The organism is Roseivivax halodurans JCM 10272 (assembly GCF_000521785.1).
In the GTDB taxonomy this organism is placed as follows: Bacteria; Pseudomonadota; Alphaproteobacteria; order Rhodobacterales; family Rhodobacteraceae; genus Roseivivax; species Roseivivax halodurans.
In genome coordinates this window covers 1-25613 of record NZ_JALZ01000039.1, presented here as the reverse complement: position 1 = coordinate 25613, position 25613 = coordinate 1, and the positions used below count along the sequence as shown (strand labels likewise).

The 25613-nt window shown below is 67.7% G+C and carries 25 protein-coding genes, 1 tRNA gene and 1 riboswitch; of the genes, 16 read left to right on the top strand and 10 right to left on the bottom strand.

Translation table 11 applies throughout. From position 1 onward, the window contains the following. Positions 1-225: 225 nt before the first annotated feature. From OCH239_RS18585 to OCH239_RS18560, 6 genes are all read right to left on the bottom strand, one after another. Positions 226-432, bottom strand: a complete 207-nt coding sequence (locus OCH239_RS18585; RefSeq protein WP_037266091.1) for a DUF1127 domain-containing protein — start codon at positions 430-432, stop codon at positions 226-228. Positions 433-771: 339 nt separating this feature from the next. Then, positions 772-1560 carry a cobalamin-binding protein gene (locus OCH239_RS18580; RefSeq protein ID WP_037266090.1) on the bottom strand — a complete coding sequence of 263 codons (789 nt, stop codon included), beginning with the start codon at positions 1558-1560 and terminating at the stop codon, positions 772-774. Then, on the bottom strand, positions 1557-2318 hold the full coding sequence (locus OCH239_RS18575) for an ABC transporter ATP-binding protein (RefSeq protein WP_037266089.1): 762 nt from the start codon (positions 2316-2318) through the stop codon (positions 1557-1559). Before OCH239_RS18575 ends, OCH239_RS18580 begins: the two co-directional genes overlap by 4 nt. Then, entirely contained in the window at positions 2315-3340 is a 1026-nt protein-coding gene (locus tag OCH239_RS18570) for a FecCD family ABC transporter permease (protein ID WP_037266088.1), read from the bottom strand. Before OCH239_RS18570 ends, OCH239_RS18575 begins: the two co-directional genes overlap by 4 nt. Beyond that, the gene (locus OCH239_RS18565) at positions 3337-4137 is read right to left on the bottom strand and encodes an ABC transporter substrate-binding protein (protein ID WP_244430401.1); all 801 of its coding nucleotides are present in this window, start codon (positions 4135-4137) and stop codon (positions 3337-3339) included. The genes OCH239_RS18570 and OCH239_RS18565 overlap by 4 nt, the downstream gene beginning before the upstream one ends. Further along, positions 4124-5935 (bottom strand): TonB-dependent receptor plug domain-containing protein, encoded by a 1812-nt coding sequence (locus OCH239_RS18560; RefSeq protein ID WP_051489606.1) that lies wholly within the window; start codon positions 5933-5935, stop codon positions 4124-4126. Before OCH239_RS18560 ends, OCH239_RS18565 begins: the two co-directional genes overlap by 14 nt. 149 nt (positions 5936-6084) lie before the next feature. Beyond that, positions 6085-6282, bottom strand: a riboswitch (cobalamin riboswitch). Between the two features lie 680 nt (positions 6283-6962). Between OCH239_RS18560 and mraZ the strand changes: the two genes are divergently transcribed. The 7 genes from mraZ to mraY all read left to right on the top strand — a co-directional run bounded on the left by mraZ (position 6963) and on the right by mraY (position 14809). Further along, positions 6963-7481: a division/cell wall cluster transcriptional repressor MraZ gene (gene mraZ, locus OCH239_RS18555; protein WP_037266087.1), complete on the top strand. Its 519-nt coding sequence runs from the start codon at positions 6963-6965 to the stop codon at positions 7479-7481. After that, a complete protein-coding gene (gene rsmH, locus OCH239_RS18550) occupies positions 7482-8459 on the top strand; it encodes a 16S rRNA (cytosine(1402)-N(4))-methyltransferase RsmH (protein ID WP_037266086.1) in 978 nt (325 codons plus the stop codon). Beyond that, positions 8459-8806, top strand: coding sequence for a cell division protein FtsL (ftsL, locus tag OCH239_RS18545; protein ID WP_037266085.1), 348 nt, complete (start codon positions 8459-8461; stop codon positions 8804-8806). The genes rsmH and ftsL overlap by 1 nt, the downstream gene beginning before the upstream one ends. Then, a complete protein-coding gene (locus tag OCH239_RS18540; protein WP_037266084.1) occupies positions 8803-10584 on the top strand; it encodes a peptidoglycan D,D-transpeptidase FtsI family protein in 1782 nt (593 codons plus the stop codon). Before ftsL ends, OCH239_RS18540 begins: the two co-directional genes overlap by 4 nt. Positions 10585-10754: 170 nt before the next feature. After that, positions 10755-12239, top strand: coding sequence for a UDP-N-acetylmuramoyl-L-alanyl-D-glutamate--2,6-diaminopimelate ligase (locus OCH239_RS18535; protein WP_037266093.1), 1485 nt, complete (start codon positions 10755-10757; stop codon positions 12237-12239). Beyond that, positions 12236-13675, top strand: a complete 1440-nt coding sequence (locus OCH239_RS18530) for a UDP-N-acetylmuramoyl-tripeptide--D-alanyl-D-alanine ligase (protein WP_037266082.1) — start codon at positions 12236-12238, stop codon at positions 13673-13675. Before OCH239_RS18535 ends, OCH239_RS18530 begins: the two co-directional genes overlap by 4 nt. Positions 13676-13726: 51 nt before the next feature. Then, positions 13727-14809: a phospho-N-acetylmuramoyl-pentapeptide-transferase gene (gene mraY, locus OCH239_RS18525; protein WP_037266080.1), complete on the top strand. Its 1083-nt coding sequence runs from the start codon at positions 13727-13729 to the stop codon at positions 14807-14809. A 126-nt stretch (positions 14810-14935) separates the two neighbouring features. Here mraY and OCH239_RS18520 read toward each other — a convergent pair whose 3' ends face one another. The 3 genes from OCH239_RS18520 to OCH239_RS18510 form a co-directional block, all read right to left on the bottom strand. Then, positions 14936-15118 (bottom strand): hypothetical protein, encoded by a 183-nt coding sequence (locus OCH239_RS18520; RefSeq protein ID WP_037266078.1) that lies wholly within the window; start codon positions 15116-15118, stop codon positions 14936-14938. A gap of 64 nt (positions 15119-15182) precedes the next feature. Beyond that, positions 15183-16301 carry a pyridoxal phosphate-dependent aminotransferase gene (locus tag OCH239_RS18515; RefSeq protein ID WP_037266076.1) on the bottom strand — a complete coding sequence of 373 codons (1119 nt, stop codon included), beginning with the start codon at positions 16299-16301 and terminating at the stop codon, positions 15183-15185. 158 nt (positions 16302-16459) lie between these two features. After that, positions 16460-17095 (bottom strand): NAD(P)-dependent oxidoreductase, encoded by a 636-nt coding sequence (locus OCH239_RS18510; protein WP_037266074.1) that lies wholly within the window; start codon positions 17093-17095, stop codon positions 16460-16462. 198 nt (positions 17096-17293) lie between these two features. Between OCH239_RS18510 and OCH239_RS18505 the strand changes: the two genes are divergently transcribed. Together OCH239_RS18505 and OCH239_RS18500 are read left to right on the top strand one after the other, a co-directional pair. Beyond that, entirely contained in the window at positions 17294-18586 is a 1293-nt protein-coding gene (locus OCH239_RS18505) for a lipoprotein-releasing ABC transporter permease subunit (protein WP_037266072.1), read from the top strand. After that, positions 18579-19268, top strand: coding sequence for an ABC transporter ATP-binding protein (locus OCH239_RS18500; RefSeq protein WP_037266070.1), 690 nt, complete (start codon positions 18579-18581; stop codon positions 19266-19268). Before OCH239_RS18505 ends, OCH239_RS18500 begins: the two co-directional genes overlap by 8 nt. Here the strand turns inward: OCH239_RS18500 and OCH239_RS18495 are convergent. Beyond that, a complete protein-coding gene (locus OCH239_RS18495; protein WP_037266068.1) occupies positions 19252-19686 on the bottom strand; it encodes a DMT family transporter in 435 nt (144 codons plus the stop codon). The two genes, OCH239_RS18500 and OCH239_RS18495, sit on opposite strands and share 17 nt — an antisense overlap. Positions 19687-19827: 141 nt before the next feature. Here OCH239_RS18495 and OCH239_RS18490 point away from each other — a divergent pair, with 141 nt between their 5' ends. The 7 genes from OCH239_RS18490 to OCH239_RS18460 all read left to right on the top strand — a co-directional run bounded on the left by OCH239_RS18490 (position 19828) and on the right by OCH239_RS18460 (position 25472). Beyond that, positions 19828-20265, top strand: coding sequence for a c-type cytochrome (locus tag OCH239_RS18490; protein ID WP_037266066.1), 438 nt, complete (start codon positions 19828-19830; stop codon positions 20263-20265). Between the two features lies 1 nt (position 20266). Then, positions 20267-20560, top strand: coding sequence for a hypothetical protein (locus OCH239_RS18485; RefSeq protein ID WP_037266063.1), 294 nt, complete (start codon positions 20267-20269; stop codon positions 20558-20560). 88 nt (positions 20561-20648) lie between these two features. Further along, positions 20649-21935 (top strand): homoserine dehydrogenase, encoded by a 1287-nt coding sequence (locus tag OCH239_RS18480; protein WP_037266061.1) that lies wholly within the window; start codon positions 20649-20651, stop codon positions 21933-21935. Further along, complete coding sequence (locus OCH239_RS18475; protein ID WP_037266059.1) at positions 21928-22344, top strand: NUDIX hydrolase; 417 nt, start codon at positions 21928-21930, stop codon at positions 22342-22344. The genes OCH239_RS18480 and OCH239_RS18475 overlap by 8 nt, the downstream gene beginning before the upstream one ends. Positions 22345-22462: 118 nt before the next feature. After that, positions 22463-23428: a class II fructose-bisphosphatase gene (gene glpX / locus OCH239_RS18470; RefSeq protein WP_037266057.1), complete on the top strand. Its 966-nt coding sequence runs from the start codon at positions 22463-22465 to the stop codon at positions 23426-23428. Between the two features lie 130 nt (positions 23429-23558). Continuing rightward, positions 23559-25316 carry a single-stranded-DNA-specific exonuclease RecJ gene (recJ, locus tag OCH239_RS18465; RefSeq protein WP_037266054.1) on the top strand — a complete coding sequence of 586 codons (1758 nt, stop codon included), beginning with the start codon at positions 23559-23561 and terminating at the stop codon, positions 25314-25316. Positions 25317-25397: 81 nt separating this feature from the next. Next, positions 25398-25472 (top strand) — tRNA-Glu (locus OCH239_RS18460). Positions 25473-25613: the final 141 nt, after the last annotated feature.

The following is a 25613-nucleotide window of genomic DNA, read 5'->3' as shown; positions in this document are numbered from 1 at the left end:
GGAGAAGGACCTACGGCTCTGGTGGGAAAGAAACTTGGTTCCTTGCCCGAATTTGGTGGTATGTCGCGGAACGCCGGAGGGGCCGGAGAGCGACATGTTGCGCTTTACGCGCGTTCCGGAGGCATAACCCTACGACCCCGGAAAAGTTTCTGCGCTGCGTCATCGCTTTGTGTCAGGTCGAGTAAGTTTCTGACGCGCAGTCGTAATTTCTTTGGAACTCCGGCTTCAGCCCTCGTATGCCGCCTGCCAGGCGATGCCGCGGAGTTGCGAGCGGTGCAGTCCGAGATCGGCCAGCTCGCGGTTGCTCAGCGCGCTCAGCTCGTTCAGGGTCTGTTTGTAAACCCGGCGGCGCTCCAGCGCGGTACGCCAGTTTGCGGTCAGGGTTTCGAAGCGGGCGCCGAGGGTGTCGGCAGATGCGGTGTGCGTCGTCATTGCAAACTCCGTTGGTTCGCAGGAAGGTGTCTCTGCTCTGTTGCCGCTAACTTGGCTTCAATGCTGCAGGTGCACAACGCCCATATCGTCAATGCTGCCATGCAGCATGCGCAAGCGTAAAGTCGTTCGTTATCAGAGGGTTCCAATTCAAGCCGATTGTGACGCCACGTCTCTTCCGCTGTGTTGTATATCCGCGGCTCGAAAGATTTTTGGATTTGTCAAGCGGTATTGTTGAGTATGCGCACGAGGTTCACGCCAAGGTTGCGCGACTGCTGAAAAACCACGCTGGTTCCTCCCGACGCCCGGAAGAGGCATGTCCGCCCCGATGATGCGCTTTTATTACTGGTTCGCGCGCCATCTCGACACGATTTCGATCAGGCGGTCGAGGCCGTCTGTCAGTGCCGCAGGTCCGGGCTGAAGGATGATCGGAGACTTTATTTCGTGGATCGCGCCACTGAGCGCAGCGGGCAGGTCTTTCCAGCCCGGCCGCGCGACGATCCGCTCGGACCGAACCTTCTTGCCGCACCACGAGGCCACGATGATGTCCGGCCGGGTCGCGAGGACGTCGTCTGCGGTCACGATCCGGTCCTTCGCCGCCTGTTCGCTCCGGAGGTGGCCGAAGCAATCCGTGCCCCCGGCGATCTCGATCAGTTCCGACACCCAGCCGATGCCGGTGATGATCGGATCGTCCCACTCCTCGAAATAGACGCGTGGCCGCGGCGCATTCGGGGAAGTAGTCCCGACCTCGCGAAGCCTGGCCTCGTAGCCCGCCGCAAGACCCTCCGCCCTGTCGGTCCGGCCGACGAGGCGCCCGAGGGTGCGGATCATGCGCAGGATTCCAGCGACGTCGCGCTGGTTGAAAGCAAAGACCTCGACCCCCGCGCCGATCAGCTCCGCCGCGATGCCGGCCTGAAGATCCGAGAAGGTGAGGACCAGATCCGGCTCCAGCGCGAGGATCTTCGGAATGTCGGCTGACGTGAAGGCACCGACGCGCGGCTTTTCCTGGCGGACGCGCTTCGGCCGAACCGCATAGCCTGTCACGCCGGCGATGCGATCCTCCTCGCCGAGGAGATAGAGCGTCTCGACCGTTTCCTCGGTCAGGCAGACGATGCGTTCGGGCCAGCTCATGTCACGACGCCGAGCGGCTGGAAGAGAGGCCCGTCCGCGGTTGCATGCACCCGGGCGCGCAGGTGAAAGACCCGTGCCAGCGCGTCCTCGGTCAGAACGTCTTCCGGCCTGCCGTCCGCGACGATCCGGCCCTTGTCCATGATCAGCAACCGACTGCAGTACCGCGCCGCTAGGCTGAGGTCGTGCAGCGACGCGATGACGGCTCTGCCCTCCCGGGCGAGGTTCGAGAAGGTTTCGAGCGTGGCGATCTGCGCCGCGGGGTCGAGCCCCGCGATCGGCTCGTCGGCCATGAGAAGCGGGCTCTCCTGCGCGAGGGCGCGGGCGATGAGGACGCGGGCCTGCTCGCCCCCCGACAATTCCGTGGCGCGGCGCGATTCAAAGCCGGTCAGACCCATCCGCGCGAGAGCCGCCGCGATCGCGGCGCGATCCACTGCTCCGGGGCGGTGGCCCCAGGGCAGATGCGGCAGGCGTCCGAGCGTCACCAGCCGCTCGACCTCGACCGGCCAGGCGATCTCGCGCGCTTGCGGCAGCCAGGCGGCCTGCCTCGCGCGGGCGCGCGCGGACAGAGCAGCGAGCGAGCTCCGACCTTCGTGAGACATGAGGCCGAGCGCGGCGCGCAGGAGAGTGGTCTTGCCCGCGCCGTTCGGTCCGATGAGGCCGACGCATTCCCCGGGCGCGATGGTGAATGTCGCATGGTCCACCACGGGGCATTCGCCGCGGCGCACGGTCAGATCGCGGATCTCGAGGAGTGCGCTCACGATCCTTGCCTCCGCGTCTTGTAGATGAGGTGCAGGAAGAGCGGTGCGCCGATCAGGGCCATGACCACCCCGAGCTTGAGGTCGCGGTCGGGCAGAATCAGCCGCACCGCAAGATCTGCTGCCAGCACCATCGCCGCGCCGCCCAGGGCGGAACTCCACAGAAGCGTGCTAGGTCGTGCGCCGGTCAGCGGCCTGAGAAGATGCGGGACGACGAGGCCGACGAAGCCGACCGCGCCCGCGACGGCTGTCGCCGCTCCGACCGACGCGGCCACCCCGGCCAGCAGCATCAGCCGCAGGCGCCCGAGCGAGACGCCCATCGCCTCAGCGGCATCCTCACCGAGGGTCAGCGCATCGAGCCCACGTCCGAGGGTGAGCAGAAGCGCCCAGCCGAGGAGGGTCACCGGGGCCGCGAGCCAGACCTCGTCCATGGAACGGTCGGCGACGGAGCCCATCATCCAGAAGACGATCTCGGCCGTGGCGTAAGGGTTCGGCGAAAGATTGAGCACCAACGCCGTCAGCGCCCCCGCCAGGGCGGAAACCGCGATTCCCGCGAGGATCAGCGTGAGCGAGCCGCCGCGCGGGCCGGCGAGAAGCAGAAGCACGCCCACGGTCCCCATCGCAAAGAGAAGGGAGAGCAGCGGCAGTGCCTGGGCAAAGGCCGCGGCGAGACCGGTCTGCAATGCGATCACCGCGCCGAGCGCGGCGGCACCCGACACGCCGACGAGGCCCGGTTCCGCGAGCGGGTTGCGCAGGTAGCCCTGCATGGCCGCCCCCGACAGTCCCAGCGACGCCCCGACCAGTGCGGCGAGCAGCGTGCGGGGCAGTCGGATCTCCCGCATGACCATGACGTGGAGAGAATCGCCTGCGCCGATCAATGCGGAAAGCGCCTTCCCCGCGGGGATCGCCGTGTAGCCGATCAGGAGAGAGGCGGCGAAGAGCAGAAGCAGCAGAGCGGCGAGGCAAAGGCCGAGCGGTCCCGACGGTCCGAGGCCGAGCGTGCGGGGCAGGGCGGCGACCTTCATTCCGAGGCCTCCTTGAGAGCATTCACCGCATCGAGCAGACGCGGGGTTTCGCAGGTCCAGTCGGCCCCGCCGCCGAGCTCGGTCAGCGCACCCGTCGCCTCGAGCGCGGGGTGTCGCGTGAGTTCGGTGGCCCATGCGAACCCTTCATAGGGTTCGGCGACGAGAATAAGGTCCGGATCCGTCATCACGGCCTCCTCAAGCGACAGCCGACCACCCGCGGGGAGATCGACCTCTTCGGCCACGTTGGCTAGCCCCGCGGCGCGAAGGAGGTCGGCGGTCAGGGTTCCGGTCCCGGACGTCCGACCTTGCGCATGATAGAGAAGCGCGCGTTTGCCGGTCCCGCCCGTCTCGAGCGCCGCGCGCCGCTTTTCAAATTTGCGGATCATCTCCGCAGCTTCCTCCTCGCGCCCGAGCACTTCGCTCATCCGGGCCATGTTCCGGGTTGCCTCGTCCAGCGAGGTAATGGGCGCGAAGCGTTCCACGCGGTATCCCAGACGCTCCAGCATCTGCACGGTTGCGCGGGTGGTGAAGGTTCCCGCCAGAACGAGGTCAGGCTCGATCAGCACGATCTCCTCGGCCGATCCGGCGGTCTGCGGGACTTCGGCCATCTCCCCGGCATAGGCCGAGATGCGGGGATCGTCCGCAAGTTGCGAGACTGCAATCAGGGTATCCGGCGCGAGAAGCCAGGCGAGCTGGTCTGTGCAGACGTTGAGCGAGACCACGCGCTCGGGCGCAGCCGGGGCCCCGCCCGCAAGGCTTGCGAGCAGGGCGGCAGCGAAGAGATCAGAACGAGGCACGGACACCGAAATAGGCCGCGCGGCCGCTGGTCTCGTAGCCGGGGATCACCTCGTAATCGGCATCGAAGAGATTCTCGACGCGGATATAGGCCTCGCGTCCTTCGCCGAAGCTGTATCCGAAGCGCGCATTCGCGACCGTGTAATCGTCGACCTCCTGGCGAGAAAAGCCGGTCGCGCCGAACGTGTCCGGCAGGTCCGCGCGGTGCTGAAGCGACGCGCCCGCCTGGATGCGGTCCGTGATGTCAGCCGCGAGCCCGAGGTCGAGCGCGTGGCGCGCGACCCTCTCCAGGGGATCGTCGTTGGCATTTCGCGCATCGGTGTAAGTGTAAGCTCCGGTCAGCGTCACGCGGTCACCGAGCGGCACTTCTCCCGACAGTTCGATCCCCTGCGATACCGACGTGCCCGAAACTTGTTGGTATTCTTCCACATACTGGATGAGGTCGTCGACCTCAGTGTGGAAAAGGGTGGCCGTCACTTGCGCGCCCGAGACGAATGTCTTCTCGACGCCAAGATCAAAGCTTCGGCTCGTTTCGGGGTCGAGATCGGGGTTGGCCCCGAAGGTGCCGTAGAGCTCGCTGAGCGACGGCGCTCTGAAACCGTTGCCGAGGCTTGACCGCACGGTGAGGTCCGGCGCCGCCCGCCAGGTGAGTGCCGCGCGGCCGGTGGTGGAGCCGCCGAACTGTGAATTGTCGTCGTGGCGCAGCGACAGGGAGAGGTCGAGCGTCTCGGTCGCCGCGTATTGCGCCTCGCCGAACAGGCCGATCACCTCGATTTCCTCGTCGGTGGTGCTGGCGGCCGTCTCCAGTGTCCAGTCCGCCCCATATGAGAGAGTGAGCGCCGGCGAGGTGTCCCAGGTCGCAAGGTAACTCACCTCGTCCCGCTCGCCCTCGTATTCCGTATAGTACGCGTTGGGGGTCTCGCGATCGATGCTGAAGCGCGACACGTTGAAGCTGTGTGCGACTGCACCGGTTTGGGCCTCCACATATGCGCGCAGGCCGCGCTGGAGGGTGTCGCCGGTATTCGGGTTCGGATCGTAGTCGAACTCCGAATCGAACGAGAACCCGGTCAGCCCGACCCGCAGATCCTGGCTCACATTATAATATGCGTCGAAACTGTATTGCCCGCCCGCGAAACCGTCTTCCTCGCCGTCGGAGGAAAACGCGCTGAAGCCGTCGGTTCGCGCGCGGCTTGCCGAGACGGCGAAGCCTGCGCGCTCTGTCGCGGCGCCGTAGCTGAGGCTTGCGCGGCGGGTGTTGAAGGCGCCGGCCTCGAGCGCGATCGACCCTTCGGTGCCCGGTGCCTCGGGGGCATCCGCCCCGGTCAAAGCGAAAATCCCCGCTACCGCTTCCGAGCCATAGAGTGCCGATTGCGAGCCCTTCACCACCTCGGCGCGTGAGAGGCCACCAAGCATCAGATTGGCCCAGTCGAAGCTCGTTCCGGTCGAGGTCGGATCGGAGATGTCGATCCCGTTGAAGAGAACCGGTGCGTATTTCTGGTCGAGCCCGCGGACGCGGGAATAGTTGATGTTGCCGTATGACAGGCCTGCGGGTCCGCCGGTCTGGGTGAAGGTGACGCCCGGGGTATCGGCGATGATGTCCGTCAGCGACGCGGAGGGCGCGGTCTGCAATGCGTCCTCCTCGATGATCGCGACGCTCGCACCGGTGCGCGAGATCGGCAGGTCGGCCTGGTTGCCGTAGATGGTGATCGGGTCGAGCTCGATCGCTTCCTGCTCCTGCGCGCGCGACGCGGCGGGCAGGGCGAGGGCGATACTGGAAACGGTGATGAGAAGTCGGGTCACGGAATGTGGTCCTTTCCCTGGGCGGGCCCGGTCACTCCGGGCCGCATGGTCTGACAGGTCGTTGGAAAAGGACGAACGGCCCCTCCCGCGGACGGCGAAGTGATGTCACCGCAACGGAAGAACCGTTACCGCAGCCGCGCCCCGCGACGGGTAGGGTGATCGCCTTGGCAGGTCTCCTGACTTTGCGGGTCGTTGCGCGGGTCGGGCCTTCCCGGGACCATGGGATCCCAGTGGCATGTTCCGATCGCGCTCGCCGCTCACAGTTGCGGGGGCAGTCGCGGATTTCCCGAAGGTCACCGCGTTCCCTATTCACCGGACATATCCGGACCGAGGCACCGCCTGCCTAGTCCGAGCCGCCCGCGACGCGCAAGAGGGAAGAGCAGGGGGCATGCATGTGCCCGGAATGGGATCTCATGGGATTGGCGATGGGAAATGTTGGTCGCCGTTGGGAACAGCCGGGATTCGAGGCGATTCTGCGTCGTATTCGGAGTAATCGGCAGGAACTTTGGCGGGGTCGGGGCGGTTGTTGCGATAAGGTCACGCATCCGGGCCGTGTGATTTTCCCTTTTCGCAAACTTTTTCCGGGCGCGGCAAAGCTGCGTCAGTTGGAAGATGTTGTGAGTGTCTAGCTAGCTTAACACCACATAGGCTCTCATTTCCGTGAGAATCATGCCCCCATATTTAGTCGGATGCGACGCTCGGGTCCCAGATCGGGTGGCTTGGGGTGAAATTCCCATTGTCACCCATCCAGTCCCATGTCATACCTAACTCACACGATGAGGGACGGAGACAAAGACGGACACGCAACGATCCGCAAAAAACTCCAATAACCTGAGCAGGTTTCATACAGGCATCCGCTCTCATCCAAAAAGACGGAATTCGAGCTGCGCGGGCGAGCAGACATCCCCCCAGGTGGCGCGCGCTCTCGGATCCTCCCGCCAAAGCGGGACAAGGCGGCGGGTTGATCAATGGCAGCTGATCAACCCGCCGTATTTCGTTTCAGGGGGCGAGTGAGGGAGCCGGTGGCGTGGGCCGTAGGCTAAGGTTCAGGGGCGAAAGTCGACACAAGGTCGACGGCAAGGGGCGGGTCTCCATTCCCGTCTCCTATCGCCGTGTCCTCGAGGCCGGCGACCCCGACTGGAGCCCCGGCCAGGACCCCGGCCTCGTCATCGTTTACGGGGATCACCGCCGCAAATTCCTCGAATGCTACACGGTCGACGAGTTCGAGGCCGTGGAGGACCGCATCAGCCGGATGAAGCGCGGCAGTCAGAAGCGCAAGATCCTCGAGCGCCTCTTCTCGTCCCAATCCATCACCACGACCATCGACAACACGGGTCGGATCGTGCTCTCCGCGCGGCTGCGCGAGAAGATCGGCATCGCCGGCGAGGCGCAGTTCGCCTCGAACGTCGACACTTTCCAGATCTGGGCGCCGGAGGTCTACGAGGCTGAGGAACTGGCTAAGACCGAGGAATATCTCGACGAGATGCCCGAGGATTTCGATCCGCTCGAGCTGCTCGACGAGGACGACGAAGAGGAGGCCGCCTGAATGGAGGCCGAGGCCGCGCCGCACGTTCCGGTGCTCCTGCGCCCGATCCTCGAGGCGGCGGCGCCGGTCTCCGGCATCTGGATCGACGGCACCTTCGGAGCGGGCGGCTATTCCAAGGGACTGCTGGAGGCCGGGGCGGATCAGGTCATCGGCATCGATCGCGACCCGCTTGCGCATCAGATGGCGGCGGGCTGGGCTGCCGAGCACGAGGGCCGGCTGCGGCTCGTCCAGGCCAATTTTGCCGAAATGGACGAGGTCGCGACCGGGGTCGATGGCGTCGTGCTCGACCTCGGTGTCTCGTCCATGCAGCTCGACCGCGCCGAGCGTGGCTTTTCCTTCCAGAAGGACGGCCCGCTCGACATGCGGATGAGCCAGGACGGCCCGTCCGCGGCCGATCTCGTCAACGATCTGCCCGAAGCGGCTCTCGCCGACATTCTCTTCACCTATGGCGAGGAGCGCGCCTCGCGCCGGATCGCCAAGGCCATCTTGCGCGAGCGCGCCGAGGGCAGGATCGAGACGACGCTGCACCTCGTGCGCATCGTCGAGGGGTGCCTGCCGCGGCCGAAGCCGGGCCAGTCGCATCCCGCGACGCGCTCCTTCCAGGGCCTGCGCATCGCGGTGAACGACGAATATGGCGCCCTCTACGAGGGACTTCTGGCGGCCGAGCGCGCGCTGAAGTCCGGCGGGCTGCTTGCGGTCGTGACCTTCCATTCGGTCGAGGACCGGATGGTGAAGAGGTTCCTGCAGATGCGCGCCGGCCAGACCGGACGCGCGAACCGCTTCCAGCCCTTGACTGATGAGCCGGACCCTCAGTTCACGCTTCTGTCGAAGAAGGCGATCGGTCCGGACGCGGACGAGCTGGCCCGAAACGTGCGGGCGCGCTCGGCCAAGCTGCGCCTCGCCCGCCGGACGGACGCCCCCGCGGGCGAGATCGCGGCCCGTGACATCGCCATGCCCACGCTGAAGGAGGACCGCTGATGCGAAGCCTGATCTACGTCGTGACTGCGATGGCCGTGATCGGCCTCGCCTTCTGGGCTTACCGCGAAAACTACGAAACGCAGGCGGCCCTCTCCGAGTCGGAGCACCTCTCGCGGGAGATCGGGCGCGCGCACGAGCGGCTCGCGGTGCTGAAGGCGGAATGGGCCTATCTCAACCGCCCCGAGCGGCTGCGCGACCTCACCGAGATCAACTTCGACAGGCTCGGCCTACTGCCGTTCCGTCCCGAGCAGTTCGGGCAGGTCGATCAGATCGCGTATCCGCAGCCCGACCGGGTCGACGTGAGCGATCCCGTGGACATCACCAGTGCCGGAGCAGACCAGGGATGATCCGTACGCCACTCAGACCGCTCGCCCGCATCCTCGACGCGCGCCGGAACGGCGAGAATCCCGACGCCATCGAGCGCGAGAACCTGCGCATCCGGCACGAGCAGATGCGCGACCGTGCGCGTCAGCGCGCCGAAAGCCGACTGCTCGTACTGGGTCTCGTGTTCTTCTGTGCCTTCGGGGTGGTCGGCGCGCGGATGGGGGTCCTTGCCGGGACCGAACCCGCGGAGCCGCGGGCCCAGGCGCCGGGTGCCGCGATCGTGTCGGGGCGTGCGGACATCGTCGATCGGCGGGGCCGGGTTCTGGCGACGAACATGGAGACCCATTCGCTCTACGCCCATCCGCAGCAGATGATCGAGCCCGAGCGTGCGATCGAAGAACTGGTCAAGATCTTCCCCGATCTCGACAGAGAGCGGCTGACGCGGGACTTCACCGGAAAGCGGAAATTCGTCTGGGTCCGCAAGACCCTCAGCCCCGAGCAGAAGCAGGCGGTGCACGATATCGGTGAGCCGGGATTGCTCTTCGGGCCCCGGGACATGCGCCTCTATCCCAACGGCCGGCTCGCTAGCCACATCCTCGGCGGTACGCGCTTCGGGCAGGAGGGTGTGCATTCTGCCGAGGTGGTCGGCTCCGCCGGCATCGAGCGCTTCTACGACAAGGAGCTGCGCGATCCCGCCCGCGAAGGGCGCCCGCTCGAGCTTTCCATCGATATGACGGTGCAGGCCGCGGTCGAACGGGTGCTCGCCGGCGGCATGACGCTTATGAACGCCAAGGGCGCTGCCGCGGTGCTCATGGACGTGCGGTCGGGTGAGGTCATCTCGATCGCGTCGCTGCCCGATTTCGATCCGAATTCGCGCCCCTTGCCGCCGACCAAGGGCTCGCCCTCCGACAGCCCGATCTTCAACCGCGCGGTGCAGGGGGTCTACGAGCTCGGGTCGACCTTCAAGATCTTCGCCGCCGCGCAGGCGCTCGACCTCGGTCTGGTCACGCCGCAGACCGTGGTCGACACGAGCCCGCCGATGAAGGTCGGCGGCTTCCGCATCGGTGAATTCCACAACAAGAACTATGGCTTGCAGTCGGTTGAGGAGATCATCGTCAACTCGTCGAACCGGGGCACCGCCAAGCTCGCCATGCAGATCGGCGGCACCCGGCAGCAGGAATTCCTGAAGAGCCTCGGCTTTTTCGATGCAACGCCGCTCGAGATCACCGAGGCCCAGGGCGGCAAGCCGCTCCTGCCCAAGAAATGGACCGAGCTGTCCTCGGTGACGATCTCGTACGGCCACGGCCTCTCGTCCTCGCCGCTCCATCTCGCGGCGGGCTATGCGGCCATCGCCAACGGAGGGCGCGCAGTGAAGCCGACGCTCCTCAAGCAGAATGGGCCGCAACTGGGCGAGAGGGTGATGAGCCCGGAGGCCGCGCGCGCTGCGCAGATCATGCTGCGCAAGGTCGTCACCGAAGGCACGGCCAGCTTCGGCGAGGTGCCCGGCTACCACGTGGCAGGAAAGACCGGCACGGCGGACAAGCCGAAGGAGCGCGGCGGCGGCTATTACGACGACAAGGTGATCGCGACCTTCGCCACGATGTTTCCGGCGACCGATCCGCGCTACGTGCTGATCGTCTCGCTCGACGAGCCGGTCGAGACGACCGGCCCGGTGCCGCGGCGGACGGCGGGCTGGACCGCGGTGCCCGTCACGGCCGAGATGATCGGGCGCGTTGCTCCTCTGCTTGGGTTGCGGCCGGATTTCGGAGTGAAGACGGGGCTTGTCCTGGCCAGCGACTGAAACCCGGTCGGCTCGCGAGCCACGGGGGCGGCCTTGCCCGTCCAGAGCCTTGCGCAACGTCTTGCCGCCCGCAGGACGTCGGCGCGACTGCCGCCCTTCCGGAGCCTCGCCCCACCTGATAAGCGAGGCCAAAACGTCGAGAGGTGAGACGCATGAGCCGGGGGCAGCGCGTGAGCGGTAAGACAAAGTCACTGACGGAGCTTGGCCTGACCGCCCGGGGCGGTCGCGAGGCGCAGGTGACGGGGCTTGCCGTCGATTCCCGCGAGGTCCGGGACGGCGTGCTTTTCGCCGCGCTGCCGGGGACCCGCGTTCACGGAGCCGAATTCATCGGCTACGCCCTGCGGATGGGCGCGACCGCGATCCTGACCGATGCCGAGGGCGCGCAGCTCGCCGCCGAGGATCTTGCAGGCCACGATGCGGCCCTCGTCGTCGCCGCCGATCCCCGTCAAGCGCTCGCGATGACCGCGGCTCTCTGGTTCGGCGCGCAACCCGAGACGATGGTGGCGGTCACCGGCACCAACGGCAAGACGAGCGTCGCGACCTTCACCCGGCAGATCTGGCAGGAGCTCGGCCAGCGCGCCGTCAATCTCGGCACTACCGGGGTCGAGGGCGACTGGCACATGGCCCTCAAGCATACGACGCCCGAGCCGATCACACTCCACCGTGCTCTCGCGCAGGCCGCGAAGGCCGGTGTCGATCACGCCGCGATGGAGGCCTCCTCGCACGGCCTTGCGCAGCGGCGCCTCGACGGCGTGTCGCTCACCGCCGCAGGGTTCACGAATTTCAGCCAGGATCACCTCGATTATCATACGAGTTTCGAGGATTACTTCGACGCGAAGGCCGGGCTCTTCGCCCGCGTCCTGCCCGACGACGGCGTCGCGGTGATCAACATCGAGGACGCGCGCGGCGTCGACATGGTCGCGATCGCCGAGGCGCGCGGGCAGGAGGTCATCACCGTCGGCCGTGACGAAGGCGCCCATATCTGCCTCATGGCGCAGCGCTTCGAGAGCCGCGGGCAGGAGGTGCGCATCCGCCACGAGGGTGTCGTGCGCCAGGTGCCGCTGAACCTCATCGGCGGGTTTCAGGCCGAGAACGTGCTGGTCGCGGTCGGCCTCGTACTCGCCTGCGGCGCGGATCCCGACGAGGCCTTCGCCGTCCTTCCGCGCCTCGAAACGGTGCGCGGGCGGATGCAGCTGTCCGCGACCAGGGGCAACGGCGCGACGGTCTTCGTCGACTACGCCCATACGCCCGGCGCGGTCGAGACCGCGCTGCAAGCTTTGCGCCCGCATGTCATGGGCCGGCTCGTCGCCATCGTCGGCGCGGGCGGGGACCGCGACCGCGCCAAACGGCCCCTGATGGGGCAGGCGGCTGCCCAGCACGCGGATCTCGTCATAGTGACCGACGACAACCCGCGGACCGAGGATCCGTCGACCATCCGCGCCGCGGTCATGGAGGGCGCGCCGGAGGCGATCGAGATCGCCGACCGGGCCGAGGCGATCCTGCGCGGTGTCGATGCGCTCGGGCCCGGTGATGCGCTCCTCATCTGCGGCAAGGGCCACGAGACCGGGCAGATCGTCGGCGAGACGGAATATCCCTTCGACGACGCCGAGCAGGCCTCGGTCGCGGTCTCCGCGCTCGACGGGAGAGGCGCATGACCGCGATCTGGACGAAGGACGAGGCCGTCGCGGCCACCGGCGGCACCTGCGACATGGACTGGTCGGCGCGGGGCGTTTCGATCGACACCCGCACGATCCGCCCGGGTGACCTCTTCGTTGCTCTGACGGCGGAGCGCGACGGGCACGACTTCGTCGCGCAGGCGCTCGAGAAGGGCGCCGCCGCTGCGCTGGTGTCGCGCATCCCCGAGGGAGTGGCCGAGGACGCGCCGCTCCTGGTGGTGAAGGATGTGCAGATTGCACTCGAGGCGCTGGGGCGCGCGAGCCGGGCGCGGACGGGGGCCAAGGTGGTTGCGGTCACGGGATCGGTCGGCAAGACCTCGACCAAGGAGATGCTGCGCGACGTTCTCAAGGGGCAGGGGCGGTGCCATGCGGCCGAGGCCTCCTACAACAACCACTGGGGCGTGCCGCTGACCCTCGCGCGGATGCCGCGGAGCACCGACTACGCCGTGATCGAGATCGGCATGAACCATCCCGGTGAGATCGCTCCCTTGGCGAAGCTGGCGCGGCCGCACGTGGTCATCGTCACGACGGTCGCGCCAGCGCATCTCGCCGCCTTCGACAGTCTCGAGGGTATCGCGCGCGAGAAGGCGTCGATCGCCGAAGGGCTCGAGCCCCGGGGAACCGCCATCCTGAACGGCGATGTCGCGACTTCGCAGATCCTCGTCGATGCGTCCGAGGCGGTCGGCGCGAAGGTCAAGACCTTCGGTGAACATGCCTCCTGCCATCACCGCGTGACGGATATCCGCATCTGCGACCACGTCACGGTCGCGGAGGGCCGCGCCTGGCGGCAGCCGCTGCTCTACAAGGTGGGGGCGCCGGGACGTCATTTCGCGGTCAACGCGATGGCGGTGCTGGCGGCCGCCCACGCTCTCGGGCTCGACAGGGCAACGGCGCTCGGCGATCTCGGCCGCTGGCAGCCCCCCGCGGGGCGCGGGCTGCGCGAGGTGATCGGCCTCGACAATGTCGATACCGCCCAGACGCTCGAGCTGATCGACGACGCCTACAACGCCAACCCGACCTCGATGGAGGCGGCGCTGGAGGTACTGGCCGCCGGCAGCGTCAAACACGGGCTCGGGCGGGTCGCACGTGGGCGCCGCATCGCCTATCTGGGCGACATGGGCGAGCTCGGCGATGCCGAAGCCGAGCTCCATGCGGCGATCGCCGAACTGCCGTTCATGGCGCGGCTCGACACGGTGCATTGCGTCGGCCCGCTGATGCGGAACCTCTACGAGGCCCTGCCTCCCGAGCGGCGTGGCCGCTGGACCGAGACCTCGGCCGAGATGGCCGAAGGCCTCCGCCGGGATCTCGATGCCGGCGACGTGGTGCTTGTGAAGGGCTCCAACTACATGCGGCTTGGCCGCCTTGTTGACGCAATCCGGAAATTGGGCCAAGCGGCCGTGGCGATCGAGGATTGAGCGCGTCCGCCGCGCCGTAGCCCTCGCCTCCGAACAGATGGGAGACCTTTCGTGCTTTTCTGGCTGACCGAGCTCTCGGACGGGGGCGGTGCGTTCAACCTCTTCCGCTACATCACGTTCCGGGCGGGCGCGGCGTTCCTGACCGCGCTGCTCTTCGGCTTTCTCTTCGGCCCGCCGCTCATCAACGTCCTGCGGCGCCGGCAGGGCAAGGGCCAGCCGATCCGAACCGACGGGCCGGAAGGGCATTTCACCAAGGCCGGCACTCCGACCATGGGCGGTTTGCTGATCGTCGGCGCTCTGCTGACCTCGACGCTTCTCTGGGCGAGGCTCGACAACCCGTTCGTCTGGATGGTGCTCTTCGTCACCACGGCCTACGCGGCGATCGGCTTTGCCGACGATTACGCCAAGGTGACGAAACAGACCGCGGCCGGGCTTTCCTCCAAGATGCGCCTGCTGCTCGGATTCATCATCGCGGGGATCGCGGCATATTGGGCGTCGCTTTTCCATCCGGCCGAGCTGACCGGGAACCTTGCGCTGCCGTTCTTCAAGAACACCCTCATCCATCTCGGGTGGTTCTTCATCCCCTTCGCGATGATCGTGATCGTCGGCGCGGCGAATGCGGTGAACCTCACCGACGGGCTCGACGGGCTCGCGATCATGCCGGTGATGATCGCGGGCGGCACGCTCGGGATCATCGCCTATGCTGTGGGCCGGGTCGATTTCACCGAATATCTCGAGGTCCATTACGTGCCCGGAACGGGCGAGATCCTGATCTTCTGCTCGGCGCTCTTCGGCGGGGGGCTCGGCTTTCTGTGGTACAACGCGCCGCCCGCGGCGGTCTTCATGGGGGATACCGGCTCGCTCGCGCTCGGCGGCGCGCTCGGCGCCATCGCGGTGGCGACGAAGCACGAGATCGTGCTGGCGATCGTCGGCGGGCTCTTCGTGGTCGAGGCGCTGTCGGTCATCATCCAGGTCCTCTACTTCAAGCGCACGGGCAAGCGCGTCTTCCTGATGGCGCCGATCCACCACCATTACGAGAAGAAGGGCTGGGCGGAGCCGCAGATCGTCATCCGCTTCTGGATCATCGCGCTGATCCTCGCGATGATCGGGCTCGCCACCCTCAAGGTCCGCTAGGAGAGTAAAGCGGTGCGGGCCTTGCGGCCCGCGCTCTCTGGTCTCGTCGCCGCGCCTTTCGGCGCGCTCCTCGGATCCGGGTGGCGGGCGCGACGCCGAGTGCCTGATGGCGAGCAGACCCGACGGTTACATGCGGCGGGAGGCCGCCAAACGGTCGATAAGGCAGTTCAGGATCAGCGCCAGCAGCAGCACCGCGGGAAGGCCGAGAACCGCCCAAATCAATCCGAGCATCCAGAGCAGGTTCACGAGACCCATCGCTAGCGCGGCGCGGGTATAGTCGGGGGCACGTCCGGGGCGCGGGCAGGACATGGAATCGCTCGGGGTCGGCTTCGGTCGGCCGAAGTCTAACGCGTTGCGGCGGCCGGGAAAGGGCTCAGCCGGTCTGACGGACCCGTGCGGCTGCCAGGGCCTTCGGGAGTGCCTCTTCCAGCGCGTCGAGTTCCTCGGTCAGGCCGGCGGTGATGCGGATGCAGCGATCCTGCGGCGGCCGGCCGGGCATGCGCACGAAGATGCCGCGCGCGACCAACTCGCCGAGAACCGCGCGAGCGAAGTCACCGTCCGCGCCGCAATCGACTGTTACGAAGTTCGTTGCCGAGGGAAGGGCGACCAGACCGTTCGCCGCGGCGATCTCGGAAATACGCGTCTTTGCGGTCTCCACCCGGTTCTTGACCTCGGTGAGCCAGCCGCCGTCGCCGAGGGCCGCAAGCGCTGCGGCCTGCGCGGGACGCGTCATGCCGAAATGGTCGCGGACCTTGTCGAAGGACTTGATCAGCGCCCGCGCTCCGCTCGCATAGCCGACCCGGGCCCCGGCCATTCCGAAGGCCTTGGAGAAGGTCCTGAAGCGGAGGACGCGCGGGTCTTCGGGGTCGATCCGGGGAGCGGTGCCCTCGGGCGCGAACTCAACATAGGCCTCGTCAAGGACGAGGAGCGTGCCGTCCGGGATGTCGTCTAGCGCCGCCTCGATGGTCTGGGCGTCGTGCCAGCTTCCCATCGGGTTGTCGGGGTTCGAGAGGTACACGAGCTTGGCCCCTGTCTCGGCGGCACGGGCGAGAAGTGCGGGCAGATCCTCGCGATCGTTCCGGAAGGGAACCTTGTGCAGCTCGCCGCCGTAACCGGTGACGTGGTAGTTGAAGGTGGGGTAGGCGCCGTCGGAGGTCACGACCGCGTCTCCCTCCGCCACCGTCAGTCGGACGAGGGTGCCGAGGAGGCCGTCGATGCCGCCGCCGACCACGATCTGGTCGGGCTCGGCCTGCATCCGGTCGGCCAACGCGTGGCGGAGATCATGGCTCGTCGCGTCGGAATACTTCCACATCTCGGAGGCCGCGCGCGCCATCGCCTCTATCGCGCGGGGCGAGGGGCCGAAGGCCGATTCGTTGGCGCCGAGACGGGCACGGAACGGCCGGCCGGCCTCGCGCTCCATGGTCTCGGGGCCGACGAACGGCACGTCGGCGGGCAGGGAGGCGGCGAGCGGGGTGAGGCGCGGTGTGGTCATGTTCCTTGTTTAGGCCGCGGTGGCGACCGCGGGCAAGGGATCAGCCGCGACCGCATCGGCGTCGCCGTGCGCGACTATCTGCAAGCCGCGCTGCCCGACCAGGATGGAAAAGCGAGTGTTGGCATTCGCTAATCATATCGGCGTCTTGCCGAAGCGCCTCAGCGCGTCAGGACCGGCGCCTGTCCGACCAGAGACTCGTCCGTCGCCGCTTTCACGAGGAAATCGGCCACGTCGCGGCGGCTGATGAGGCCCATGCGCCAGTCCTTCGGATCGGTCAGCACTTTGTAGCTCTCCGTGCGCTTGCCGTTCGTCAGGATGACCGGGCGGGCGAATGTCCAGCGCAGGGACGAAGCGCGGATCAGGTCCTCCTGCCGGGTCTTGTCCTTGTAGGGCTCGCCGAGGAGGGCCGAATGTCCCATGCGTTCGAGCGTCGAGAGGGCACTGATGCTCTCGGACGTGCCAATCCCCGTCAAAGCGACGATGCGGTCGGGGCCCATCGCCTCCATCGCCGGGATGAGGGCGGAGGTCGCGTCGGAGAAGAGCGTGACCTTCTTCCAGAGCATCGACACGCCCTCCTTGATGCCCAGCGTCATGATGACGGCGTCGATACCGGCAAGCGCGACCTTGAGGTCATCGGTCGACGTGGCGTCGCCGGTGAAGGGCTCGAAGTTCGGATCGTCGAGCTGGACACCCGAACGCGAGAGACCCCGCATCCGGTGGCCGAGTTCGAGGCCGCGCTTGACGGTTTCGAGGCCGATGCCGCGGCTCGCACCGATGACGAGGAGATGGGCCATGTCTGCTCCTGTTCTGATCCTGCCGGAGGGTAGAAGCCTCCGTTTCCACATCAACGCACGGGACCGCGCCGCGTTGCCGCAGGAGACGGGATCGTGAGCGGGCCGCTGCCGCTCGCCCGCTTGCATGTCGGGGCCGGAGGCGTCACTGGTTCGCCCGATCCCGGGGGCGCGGCTCCCGATATCCGGAAAGGCCCGACCATGGCTCGCAAGCCCGCTCCCTTTGCGCCCTTCGAATGGATGATCGCCTGGCGCTACCTGCGCGCGAAGCGCGCCGAGGGCGGCGTCAGCGTGATGACCTGGATCAGCCTCGTCGGCATCACGCTCGCCGTCTTTGCGCTGATCGCGACGCTGGCGGTGCGCTCGGGGTTCCGGACAGAATTCGTCGACACGATCCTCGGCTCGAACGCGCATGTGACGGTCTATTCGGGCGGCGAGCGCGATGCCGCGACGGGCCGGGTGGACCGGTCCATTCCCGACTATGCCGAGATGGCCGAGCGTGTCCGCGAGGTGCCCGGCGTGACCCGTGTGGCCCCGCTCGTGAAGGGGCAGGTGATGGGCACGGCGAACGGCCGCAATTCGGGCATCGAGGTCTTCGGTATCTCACCCGACGATCTCGCGACCATCCCGCGCATCGCCGATCCCGAGACCGCGCAAGGCGACATCGCCTCGTTCGGTGGCGAGACCATCGCGGTCGGCTCCGGCATTGCCCGGGAGCTCGATCTCACCGTGGGCGACGACATCCGCCTCATCTCTCCCGACGGGGTGAAGACTGCCTTCGGCACCTCGCCGCGGGTCAAGGCCTACGAGATCGGCTATATCTTCACCGCCGGGCGCTACGACATCGACCGCACGCGGGTCTACATGCCCTTCGAGGAGGCCCAGCTCTACTTCAACCGCGACGGAGCGGCGGACGAGCTCGAGGTGATGGTCGAGGAACCGGAGGAGGTGGAGCGGCTGATCTCGGAGATCCTCGCGGCGGCGGGCGCGAACGCCTATGCGTGGACATGGCAGGACGCCTCGGGCGGGTTCCTGCGAGCGCTCGAGATCGAGGACAACGTGATGTTCATCATCCTGTCGATCCTCGTGCTGATCGCGGCGATGAACATCGTCTCTGGGCTCATCATGCTGGTGAAGAACAAGGGCCGCGACATCGGCATCCTGCGCACGATGGGCCTGACCGAGGGCGCGGTGCTGCGGGTGTTCTTCATCTGCGGCGCCTTCACCGGGATCCTCGGAACGGTCGCGGGCACGGTGCTCGGCTGCGTCTTCGCGATCTATATCGACCCGATCTTCTCCTTCGTGAACTACATCATGGGCGGCGGCGTCTGGGATCCCGCGGTGCGTGGCATCTACGCACTGCCGGCCGAGCTGCAGCTCGGCGACGTGCTCTCCGCGATGGCGCTGTCTCTGGGTCTGTCGTTCGTCGTGACCATCTTTCCCGCCCGCCGCGCGGCGCGGATGAACCCGGTGGAGGCCCTGCGCTATGAGTGAGGCATTGAAGCTGACAGGGGTGTCGAAGGGGTACAACCACGGCCTTCCGACCGAGGTGAAGGTTCTGCGCGGCGTCGACCTCTCGGTGTCTCCGGGTGAGATCGTCGCATTGGTGGCACCATCGGGGGCGGGCAAGTCGACGCTCCTTCACATCGCGGGCCTGCTCGATACCCCCGACGAGGGCCGGGTGGAGATCGCGGGCGAGGACATGACCGGCGTCGCCGACCGCCGCCGGACGGCGGTTCGGCGCGAGAAGGTCGGGTTCGTCTACCAGTTCCACCATCTCCTGCCCGAATTCACCGCGCTCGAGAACATCGTGCTGCCGCAGCTCGCGAACGGAACCCCGAGGCGTGAGGCGGAGGAGCGTGCGCACACGCTGATGGGAAGCGTGGGCGTCGCGCCCCGTGCGGATCACCGCCCGGCCGCGCTTTCCGGTGGCGAGCAGCAGCGCGTCGCGTTCTGTCGCGCGATGGCGAACGAGCCCGCGCTGCTGCTGGCGGACGAACCGACCGGCAACCTCGACCCCGAGACATCCGACCGGGTGTTCGGTGCCCTCATGACGCTCGTGCGCGAGACCGGCCTCGCCGCGCTCATCGCGACCCACAACCTGGAGCTGGCGTCGCGGATGGACCGGCAGGTCGCGCTCGATCAGGGCGTGCTCAGTCTCAGGCCCGCTGGGTGATCCAGACGCCGAGCGCCATGACCGCGATGCCTGTCGCGCGGGTTGCGGACAGCGCCTCCTGACGGGCACCGAACAGCCCGAACTGGTCGATCAGCGCGGCGCTGACCAGCTGCCCGATCAGCACGAAGAAGACCGCGTTGCCGACCCCGAAGGTCGGCGCGATGTACGTGATCGAAAGCACGTAGAAGGCGACGAGAAGTCCCGCGAGGAAGAGGTGCTTTGGCTGCGCCGGCGCGCGGAGGAGCGCCGCCGGACCGGTCCCGAGCGTCGTTGCTGCCGCCGCGAGAAAGGCTACCACGAAGAGAATCGCCGCCGCCGCGGCGGGCGAGCCGATCCGCGTGCCGAGCTGGGCGTTGAGCGCCGCGAGGATCGGAATACCGATTCCGGCGACGAACATGATGGTGGCGTGGAACGGCATGCGGCTCTCCCGGTCTGGTGCGGAGGCCACACTGGCGCGGCAGCGGCGCGGTGTCATCCTCGCTTTCCCGCACATTCACTTGCCCCTGTCCGCGCCCGGCGGCAAACAGGGTGTGGCAACACCAGCCCAGGAGCCTGTCCCATGCGCGCCATTCGTCCCGGCCTCGCGGCCATCGGCCTGATTGCTCTCGCAGCCTGCGAGGAGACCGCTCAAAGTCCGGATCTCGGGACAATGCCTGTCGCGGCGGAGGGCGAGGCGCTGTTCATGGAGTATTGCGCAGCCTGCCACGGCGAGGATGCGACCGGTGATGGCCCGCTCGGGCGCTCGCTGAACATTGCACCGGCCGATCTCACGCGCATTGTCGTGCGCCGCGGCGGATCCTTTCCGAGGGCCCAAGTCCTGTCGAAGGTCGATGGCTACGCGCGATCGGACATGGATGTGAATGGAATGCCGGAATTCGGCGCGCTCATGTCGGGCGACCTCGTGCCTTACGACAGCGGCGACGGGATCGAGACACCGACACCCCGCAAGCTCGTGGCGCTCGTGGAGTACCTCGAGTCGATCCAGAAGGCGCCCTGACATGCGGCTGCCGGCGCTCGTCGGTATCGGGCTTGCGCTTGCGGCCTGCACGACGTTTCCAGAGATCGACGCGGCCGAGACGCCGGGCATCGACAACGCCCCCTATCCCGACCTCGTACCGATCGAGACGCTGCTTGCCGCCGAACCGCCCCGCGCCACACCGGAGCTGCGGGCCGGGGTCGAAAGCCGCGCCTCGGCGCTGAGGGGGAGAGCGTCGGCGCTCCAGGGGCCGATCGTGGAACCCGAGACACGGTCGCGGATGCGGACCGGGATCGACCGGTCCGAGGACGGCTGAACGTTGCAGCCGCTCCACGTTCGGTCTAGGCAGCCGCTCGTCGGAGCGCTGCGCGCCGCGTGTCACTTATCCTGAAGGAGCCTTTCCCATGACCTCTCCCTTGCGCCTCGGAATTGCGGGTCTCGGAACCGTCGGCGCGGGCGTGGTCAAGATCGTGCGCCAGAAGGCCGAGCTCCTCTCGCACCGCACCGGCCGCGGCATCGAGATCGTCGCCGTCTCTGCGCGCAACCGCGACAAGGACCGCGGCGTCTCGCTCCAGCCCTTCGACTGGGAGGACGATCCCGTCGCTCTGGCGAGCCGCGACGACGTGGACGTGCTGGTCGAGCTCATCGGCGGATCGGACGGCCCGGCCAAGGCCGCAACCGAGGCGGCGCTGAAGCGCGGCAAGGACGTCGTCACCGCGAACAAGGCCATGCTCGCCCATCACGGCCAGGCGCTTGCGGAACTCGCCGAGACCAACGGCGCGGCGCTGCGCTTCGAGGCCGCCGTGGCGGGCGGCATCCCGGTCGTGAAGGCGCTGACCGAGGGGCTCGCCGGCAACGAGATCACCCGCGTCATGGGGGTGATGAACGGCACCTGCAACTATATCCTCACACGCATGGAATCCGGTGGCCTGACCTATCAGGAGGCCTTCGACGAGGCCGACGGCCTCGGGTTCCTCGAGGCAGATCCGGAGCTCGACGTCGGCGGCATCGATGCGGGTCACAAGCTCTCGCTTCTGTCGTCCATCGCCTTCGGCACTCAGGTCGCGTTCGATGCGGTGGAGCTCGAAGGGATCGGCCGGGTCTCGATCGACGACATTCGCCAGGCCGCCGACATGGGCTTCAAGATCAAGCTGCTCGGCACCTGCCGGATGACCGGACGGGGCCTCGAGCAGCGGATGGCGCCCTGCCTCGTGCCGGAACGCTCGGCGCTCGGCCAGCTCGACGGCGGCACCAACATGGTGGTGATCGAGGGCGACCAGGTCGGCCAGATCGTGCTGCGCGGTGCCGGCGCCGGCGAGGGCCCGACGGCGAGCGCGGTGATGGGCGACGTGATCGACATTGCCCGCGGCTATCGGGGCTCGACCTTCGGGCAGGCGGCGTCGTCGCTGAAACCGGCGACGCCCGCGAAATCGGCGACCCCGGCGAGCTATTACCTACGCATGTCCCTGACCGACAAGCCGGGGGCGCTAGCCAAGGTGGCGACTGCGCTCGGCGATGCGGGCATCTCGATCAACCGGATGCGTCAGTACGACCATACCTCCGACACCGCACCGGTCCTCATCGTCACGCACAAGACCACCCGCGCCGCCCTGGATCAGGCGATCGACGCGATGGCGGGAACCGGCGTCGTGCAGGGGACACCCGTCGCGCTGCGCATCGAACGTGTCTGATACCCGCATCCGCGCGGCCCTTGCGGTGGTGATCCGCGGGGAGGCCGTGCTTCTCGTCCGGAGGGCGAACCGGCCGGATGCGGGGCTATGGGGTTTCCCGGGCGGCAAGCTCGAAGCGGGCGAGACGGTCGCCGAGGCCGCCATCCGCGAACTTGCAGAGGAAACCGGGCTGACCGGGACCGTGAGGGCATCTCTCGGGACCGTGTTCGTCGATCACGTGACGCCCGGCTACAGACTCGACGCGATGCTCTGCGATGCGCCGCGGGGCGAACCGGTCGCCGCGGACGATGCGGAAGAGGCCGCGTGGATGCCGCTCGCCGACGTCATCGACCGGGCGATCCCGATGAGCCGCGACGTCGACACCCTGGCGGCGAAAGCGCTCGAGGCGATCCGGACACCGCGTCTCTGAGCCGACCTCCGCCCGGGGTCCGCGCGGATTCGCCGGGCGGTCCGCGCGCCTTGCGCCACGCGCGCGGGGCAGGGTAGAGGGGTCGGGACATATTTGTTCAGGACTTCGGAGACCCGTCATGGCCGCGCCCCAGGATTTCAACGATCGCATGCTGTCCCTGGGTCTCGCCCGGGTCGCCGAGCAGGCGGCGATCGCCTCCGCCGACTTCATCGGCCGCGGCGACGAGAAGGCCGCCGACCAGGCCGCGGTCAACGCCATGCGCGAGCAGCTCAACAAGCTCGACATCGCAGGCGTCGTGGTCATCGGCGAGGGCGAGCGCGACGAGGCGCCGATGCTCTATATCGGCGAGGAAGTCGGCAACGGCTCGGGCCCGGGCGTCGACATCGCGCTCGACCCGCTCGAGGGCACCACGCTCACCGCCAAGGACATGCCGAACGCGCTGACCGTCATCGCCATGGGGCCGCGCGGCTCGATGCTGCATGCGCCCGACGTCTACATGGAAAAGCTCGCGATCGGCCCGGGCTATCCGACGGGCGTCGTGACCCTCGACATGTCCCCGAAGGAGCGTGTGCTCGCGCTCGCCGAGGCCAAGGGCGCCAAGCCCGAAGAGGTCACCGTCTGCATCCTCGAGCGTCCGCGCCACGAGGAGATGATCGCCGAAGTCCGCTCCACCGGCGCCGCGATCCGCCTGATCACCGACGGCGACGTCGCCGGCGTGATGCATTGCGCCGAGCCCGGCACCACCGGCATCGACATGTATATGGGCTCGGGCGGCGCGCCCGAGGGCGTCCTCGCGGCCTCCGCGCTGAAATGCATGGGCGGGCAGATCTACGGCAAGCTCCTCTTCCGCAACGACGACGAGCGCGGCCGCGCCGCCAAGGCGGGCATCACCGATCTCGACAAGATCTATACGCGCGACGACATGGTCACCGACAACGTGATCTTCGCCGCGACCGGTGTGACCTCTGGCTCGCTCCTCCCCGGGATCAAGCGCGAGGTCGGCTACATGACGACCGAGACCATCCTGATGCGGTCCAAGACCGGCTCCGTCCGGCGCATGACCTACCGCAACCCGACGCGCTAAGCGTCATCACTAATGACGGAAGGGCGGGGCCGGACGGTTGGCCCCGCCCTTTCCTTTTCGTATTCTGGCACAGACAAGGGCGCGCGCACCAAGACGCGCCCGGGACGATCACGCAGGCGGGACAGGCAGCATGCTCGACCGGGACATACCGGCCTATCTGGGAATCGACGCCTCTCTGACCGGCCGCCGCTGGGTCGGCCCGAGCGCGGATGTCGCCCGCATCGCCGAGGCGATCGGCCAGTCCTCGAGCCTCGCCCCCGGCATCTGCCAGACCCTCGCGCGCCTCGGCGTCGCGCCCGAGGAGTGCGACGCCTATCTCGAGCCGACCCTGCGCGATCTCCTCCCCGATCCCCACGCCCTTCGCGACATGGAGAAGGCGGGCACCCGAATCTGCCGAGCCGTCGAACGGGGCGAGCGGATCGCGATCTTCGCCGATTACGACGTGGACGGCGGCGCCTCGGGCGCTCTTCTGGTCGACTGGCTGCGCCAGCAGGGCCGACAGGCGACGCTCTACGTGCCCGACCGGATCGACGAGGGCTACGGTCCGAACGTCCCGGCGATGCAGGACCTCGCCGCGCGCCACGATCTCATAATCTGCGTCGATTGCGGAACGCTGTCGCACGAGCCCATCGCCGCGGCCGCGGGATCCGATGTCGTCGTTCTCGACCACCATCTCGGGGGAGAGACGCTTCCCGAGGCACACGCGGTGGTGAACCCGAACCGGCAGGACGAGGACGGCAGCCTCGGCCATCTCTGCGCGGCGGCGGTGGTCTTCCTCGTGCTGGTGGAATGCGGGCGGCAGATGCGTGCGGCCGGACGGCGAGGCCCAGATCTCATGGGCATGCTCGACCTCGTCGCCCTCGCCACCGTCGCCGATGTCGCGCCGCTGCGGGGCGTGAATCGCGCCCTCGTGCGGCAGGGCCTCAAGGTCATGGCGCGGCGCGAGCGGCCCGGTCTCGTCGCGCTATCGGATGTCGCGCGCCTCGACAGCGCGCCGAGCGCGCACCATCTCGGCTTCGTGCTCGGCCCCAGGATCAACGCCGGCGGGCGGATCGGGCAGGCGGATCTCGGCGCCCGGCTTCTCTCCGAGACCGACAGTCACGCCGCCCGCGCAATGGCCGAACGGCTCGACCAGCTCAACACCGAACGGCGCGAGGTCGAGGCTTCGGTCCGGGCCGCCGCGCTCGCCCAGGCCGAGGACCGCGGCCTCGATGCGCCCCTCGTCTGGGCCGCGGGCGAAGGCTGGCACCCGGGCGTCGTCGGCATCGTCGCTTCGCGCCTCAAGGAACTCACGGGGCGCCCTTCGGTGGTCATCGGTCTCGACGGGGACGAGGGCAAGGGCTCCGGCCGGTCGGTCGCGGGCGTGGATCTCGGTGCAAGCATCCAGCGCGTCGCTGCGGAGGGGCTTCTTCTGAAAGGCGGCGGTCACCGCATGGCGGCGGGCTTGACCGTGGCGCGTGACAATCTCGAATCCGCGATGGCGCGCCTCGCGGACCTTCTCGCGCGGCAGGGTGCGGGGCAGGGAGGCGCCGCCGATCTCAACCTGGACGGCGTGCTCATGCCCGGAGCCGCCAACGTCGAGATGATCGAGTCCCTCGACCGGGCAGGCCCCTTTGGCGCGGGTGCCGCCGCGCCCCGCTTCGTCTTCCCGGACGTGACGATCAGCTTCGCCAAGCGCGCAGGCGAGTCGCATCTGCGCCTGACATTCGGCGACGGGCTCGGTGCATCGCTGTCCGCCATCGCGTTCGGCGCCTTCGACGGCCCTCTCGGGCCCGCCCTTCTCGAGCATGGCGGCGCGCGCTTCCATCTCGCAGGCCGGATCGAGATCAACGAATGGCAGGGCCGCCGCAGCCCCCAGCTTCGCCTTGAGGACGCCGCCCGCGCCTGACTTCGGGGCATCCGAATTTCAGTGAAGAATCTCCTTGCAGGGGTGGGCGGTTTTTTCTAGACACCGCCCCACGCCAAGCGCGGCCCGTTCGTCTATCGGTTAGGACGCCAGGTTTTCAACCTGGAAAGAGGGGTTCGATTCCCCTACGGGCTGCCACTTCATTCCTGAACATGACGTATACTCTTACAAGCGCTGGCACTCGATGTGACCTGCGTCCTCTAGATCCCGTCGTGTGCGCGCATGCGACTGGCATGACGATTGGCTCTTGCGGCGAGGCGGGGATTTCCCTAGACACCG

What these genes read in the sequence shown, in the direction of transcription:
- OCH239_RS18520 (WP_037266078.1), bottom strand. Translation starts at nt 15,118, where the DNA reads ATGTCCTGCCCGCGCCCCGGACGTGCCCCCGACTATACCCGCGCCGCG.
- ftsL (WP_037266085.1), top strand. Translation starts at nt 8,459, where the DNA reads ATGCGAAGCCTGATCTACGTCGTGACTGCGATGGCCGTGATCGGCCTC.
- OCH239_RS18540 (WP_037266084.1), top strand. Translation starts at nt 8,803, where the DNA reads ATGATCCGTACGCCACTCAGACCGCTCGCCCGCATCCTCGACGCGCGC.
- OCH239_RS18480 (WP_037266061.1), top strand. Translation starts at nt 20,649, where the DNA reads ATGACCTCTCCCTTGCGCCTCGGAATTGCGGGTCTCGGAACCGTCGGC.
- rsmH (WP_037266086.1), top strand. Translation starts at nt 7,482, where the DNA reads ATGGAGGCCGAGGCCGCGCCGCACGTTCCGGTGCTCCTGCGCCCGATC.
- OCH239_RS18570 (WP_037266088.1), bottom strand. Translation starts at nt 3,340, where the DNA reads ATGAAGGTCGCCGCCCTGCCCCGCACGCTCGGCCTCGGACCGTCGGGA.
- OCH239_RS18580 (WP_037266090.1), bottom strand. Translation starts at nt 1,560, where the DNA reads ATGAGCTGGCCCGAACGCATCGTCTGCCTGACCGAGGAAACGGTCGAG.
- OCH239_RS18530 (WP_037266082.1), top strand. Translation starts at nt 12,236, where the DNA reads ATGACCGCGATCTGGACGAAGGACGAGGCCGTCGCGGCCACCGGCGGC.
- OCH239_RS18500 (WP_037266070.1), top strand. Translation starts at nt 18,579, where the DNA reads ATGAGTGAGGCATTGAAGCTGACAGGGGTGTCGAAGGGGTACAACCAC.
- OCH239_RS18585 (WP_037266091.1), bottom strand. Translation starts at nt 432, where the DNA reads ATGACGACGCACACCGCATCTGCCGACACCCTCGGCGCCCGCTTCGAA.
- OCH239_RS18505 (WP_037266072.1), top strand. Translation starts at nt 17,294, where the DNA reads ATGGCTCGCAAGCCCGCTCCCTTTGCGCCCTTCGAATGGATGATCGCC.
- OCH239_RS18490 (WP_037266066.1), top strand. Translation starts at nt 19,828, where the DNA reads ATGCGCGCCATTCGTCCCGGCCTCGCGGCCATCGGCCTGATTGCTCTC.
- OCH239_RS18510 (WP_037266074.1), bottom strand. Translation starts at nt 17,095, where the DNA reads ATGGCCCATCTCCTCGTCATCGGTGCGAGCCGCGGCATCGGCCTCGAA.
- glpX (WP_037266057.1), top strand. Translation starts at nt 22,463, where the DNA reads ATGGCCGCGCCCCAGGATTTCAACGATCGCATGCTGTCCCTGGGTCTC.
- OCH239_RS18515 (WP_037266076.1), bottom strand. Translation starts at nt 16,301, where the DNA reads ATGACCACACCGCGCCTCACCCCGCTCGCCGCCTCCCTGCCCGCCGAC.
- recJ (WP_037266054.1), top strand. Translation starts at nt 23,559, where the DNA reads ATGCTCGACCGGGACATACCGGCCTATCTGGGAATCGACGCCTCTCTG.
- OCH239_RS18485 (WP_037266063.1), top strand. Translation starts at nt 20,267, where the DNA reads ATGCGGCTGCCGGCGCTCGTCGGTATCGGGCTTGCGCTTGCGGCCTGC.
- OCH239_RS18495 (WP_037266068.1), bottom strand. Translation starts at nt 19,686, where the DNA reads ATGCCGTTCCACGCCACCATCATGTTCGTCGCCGGAATCGGTATTCCG.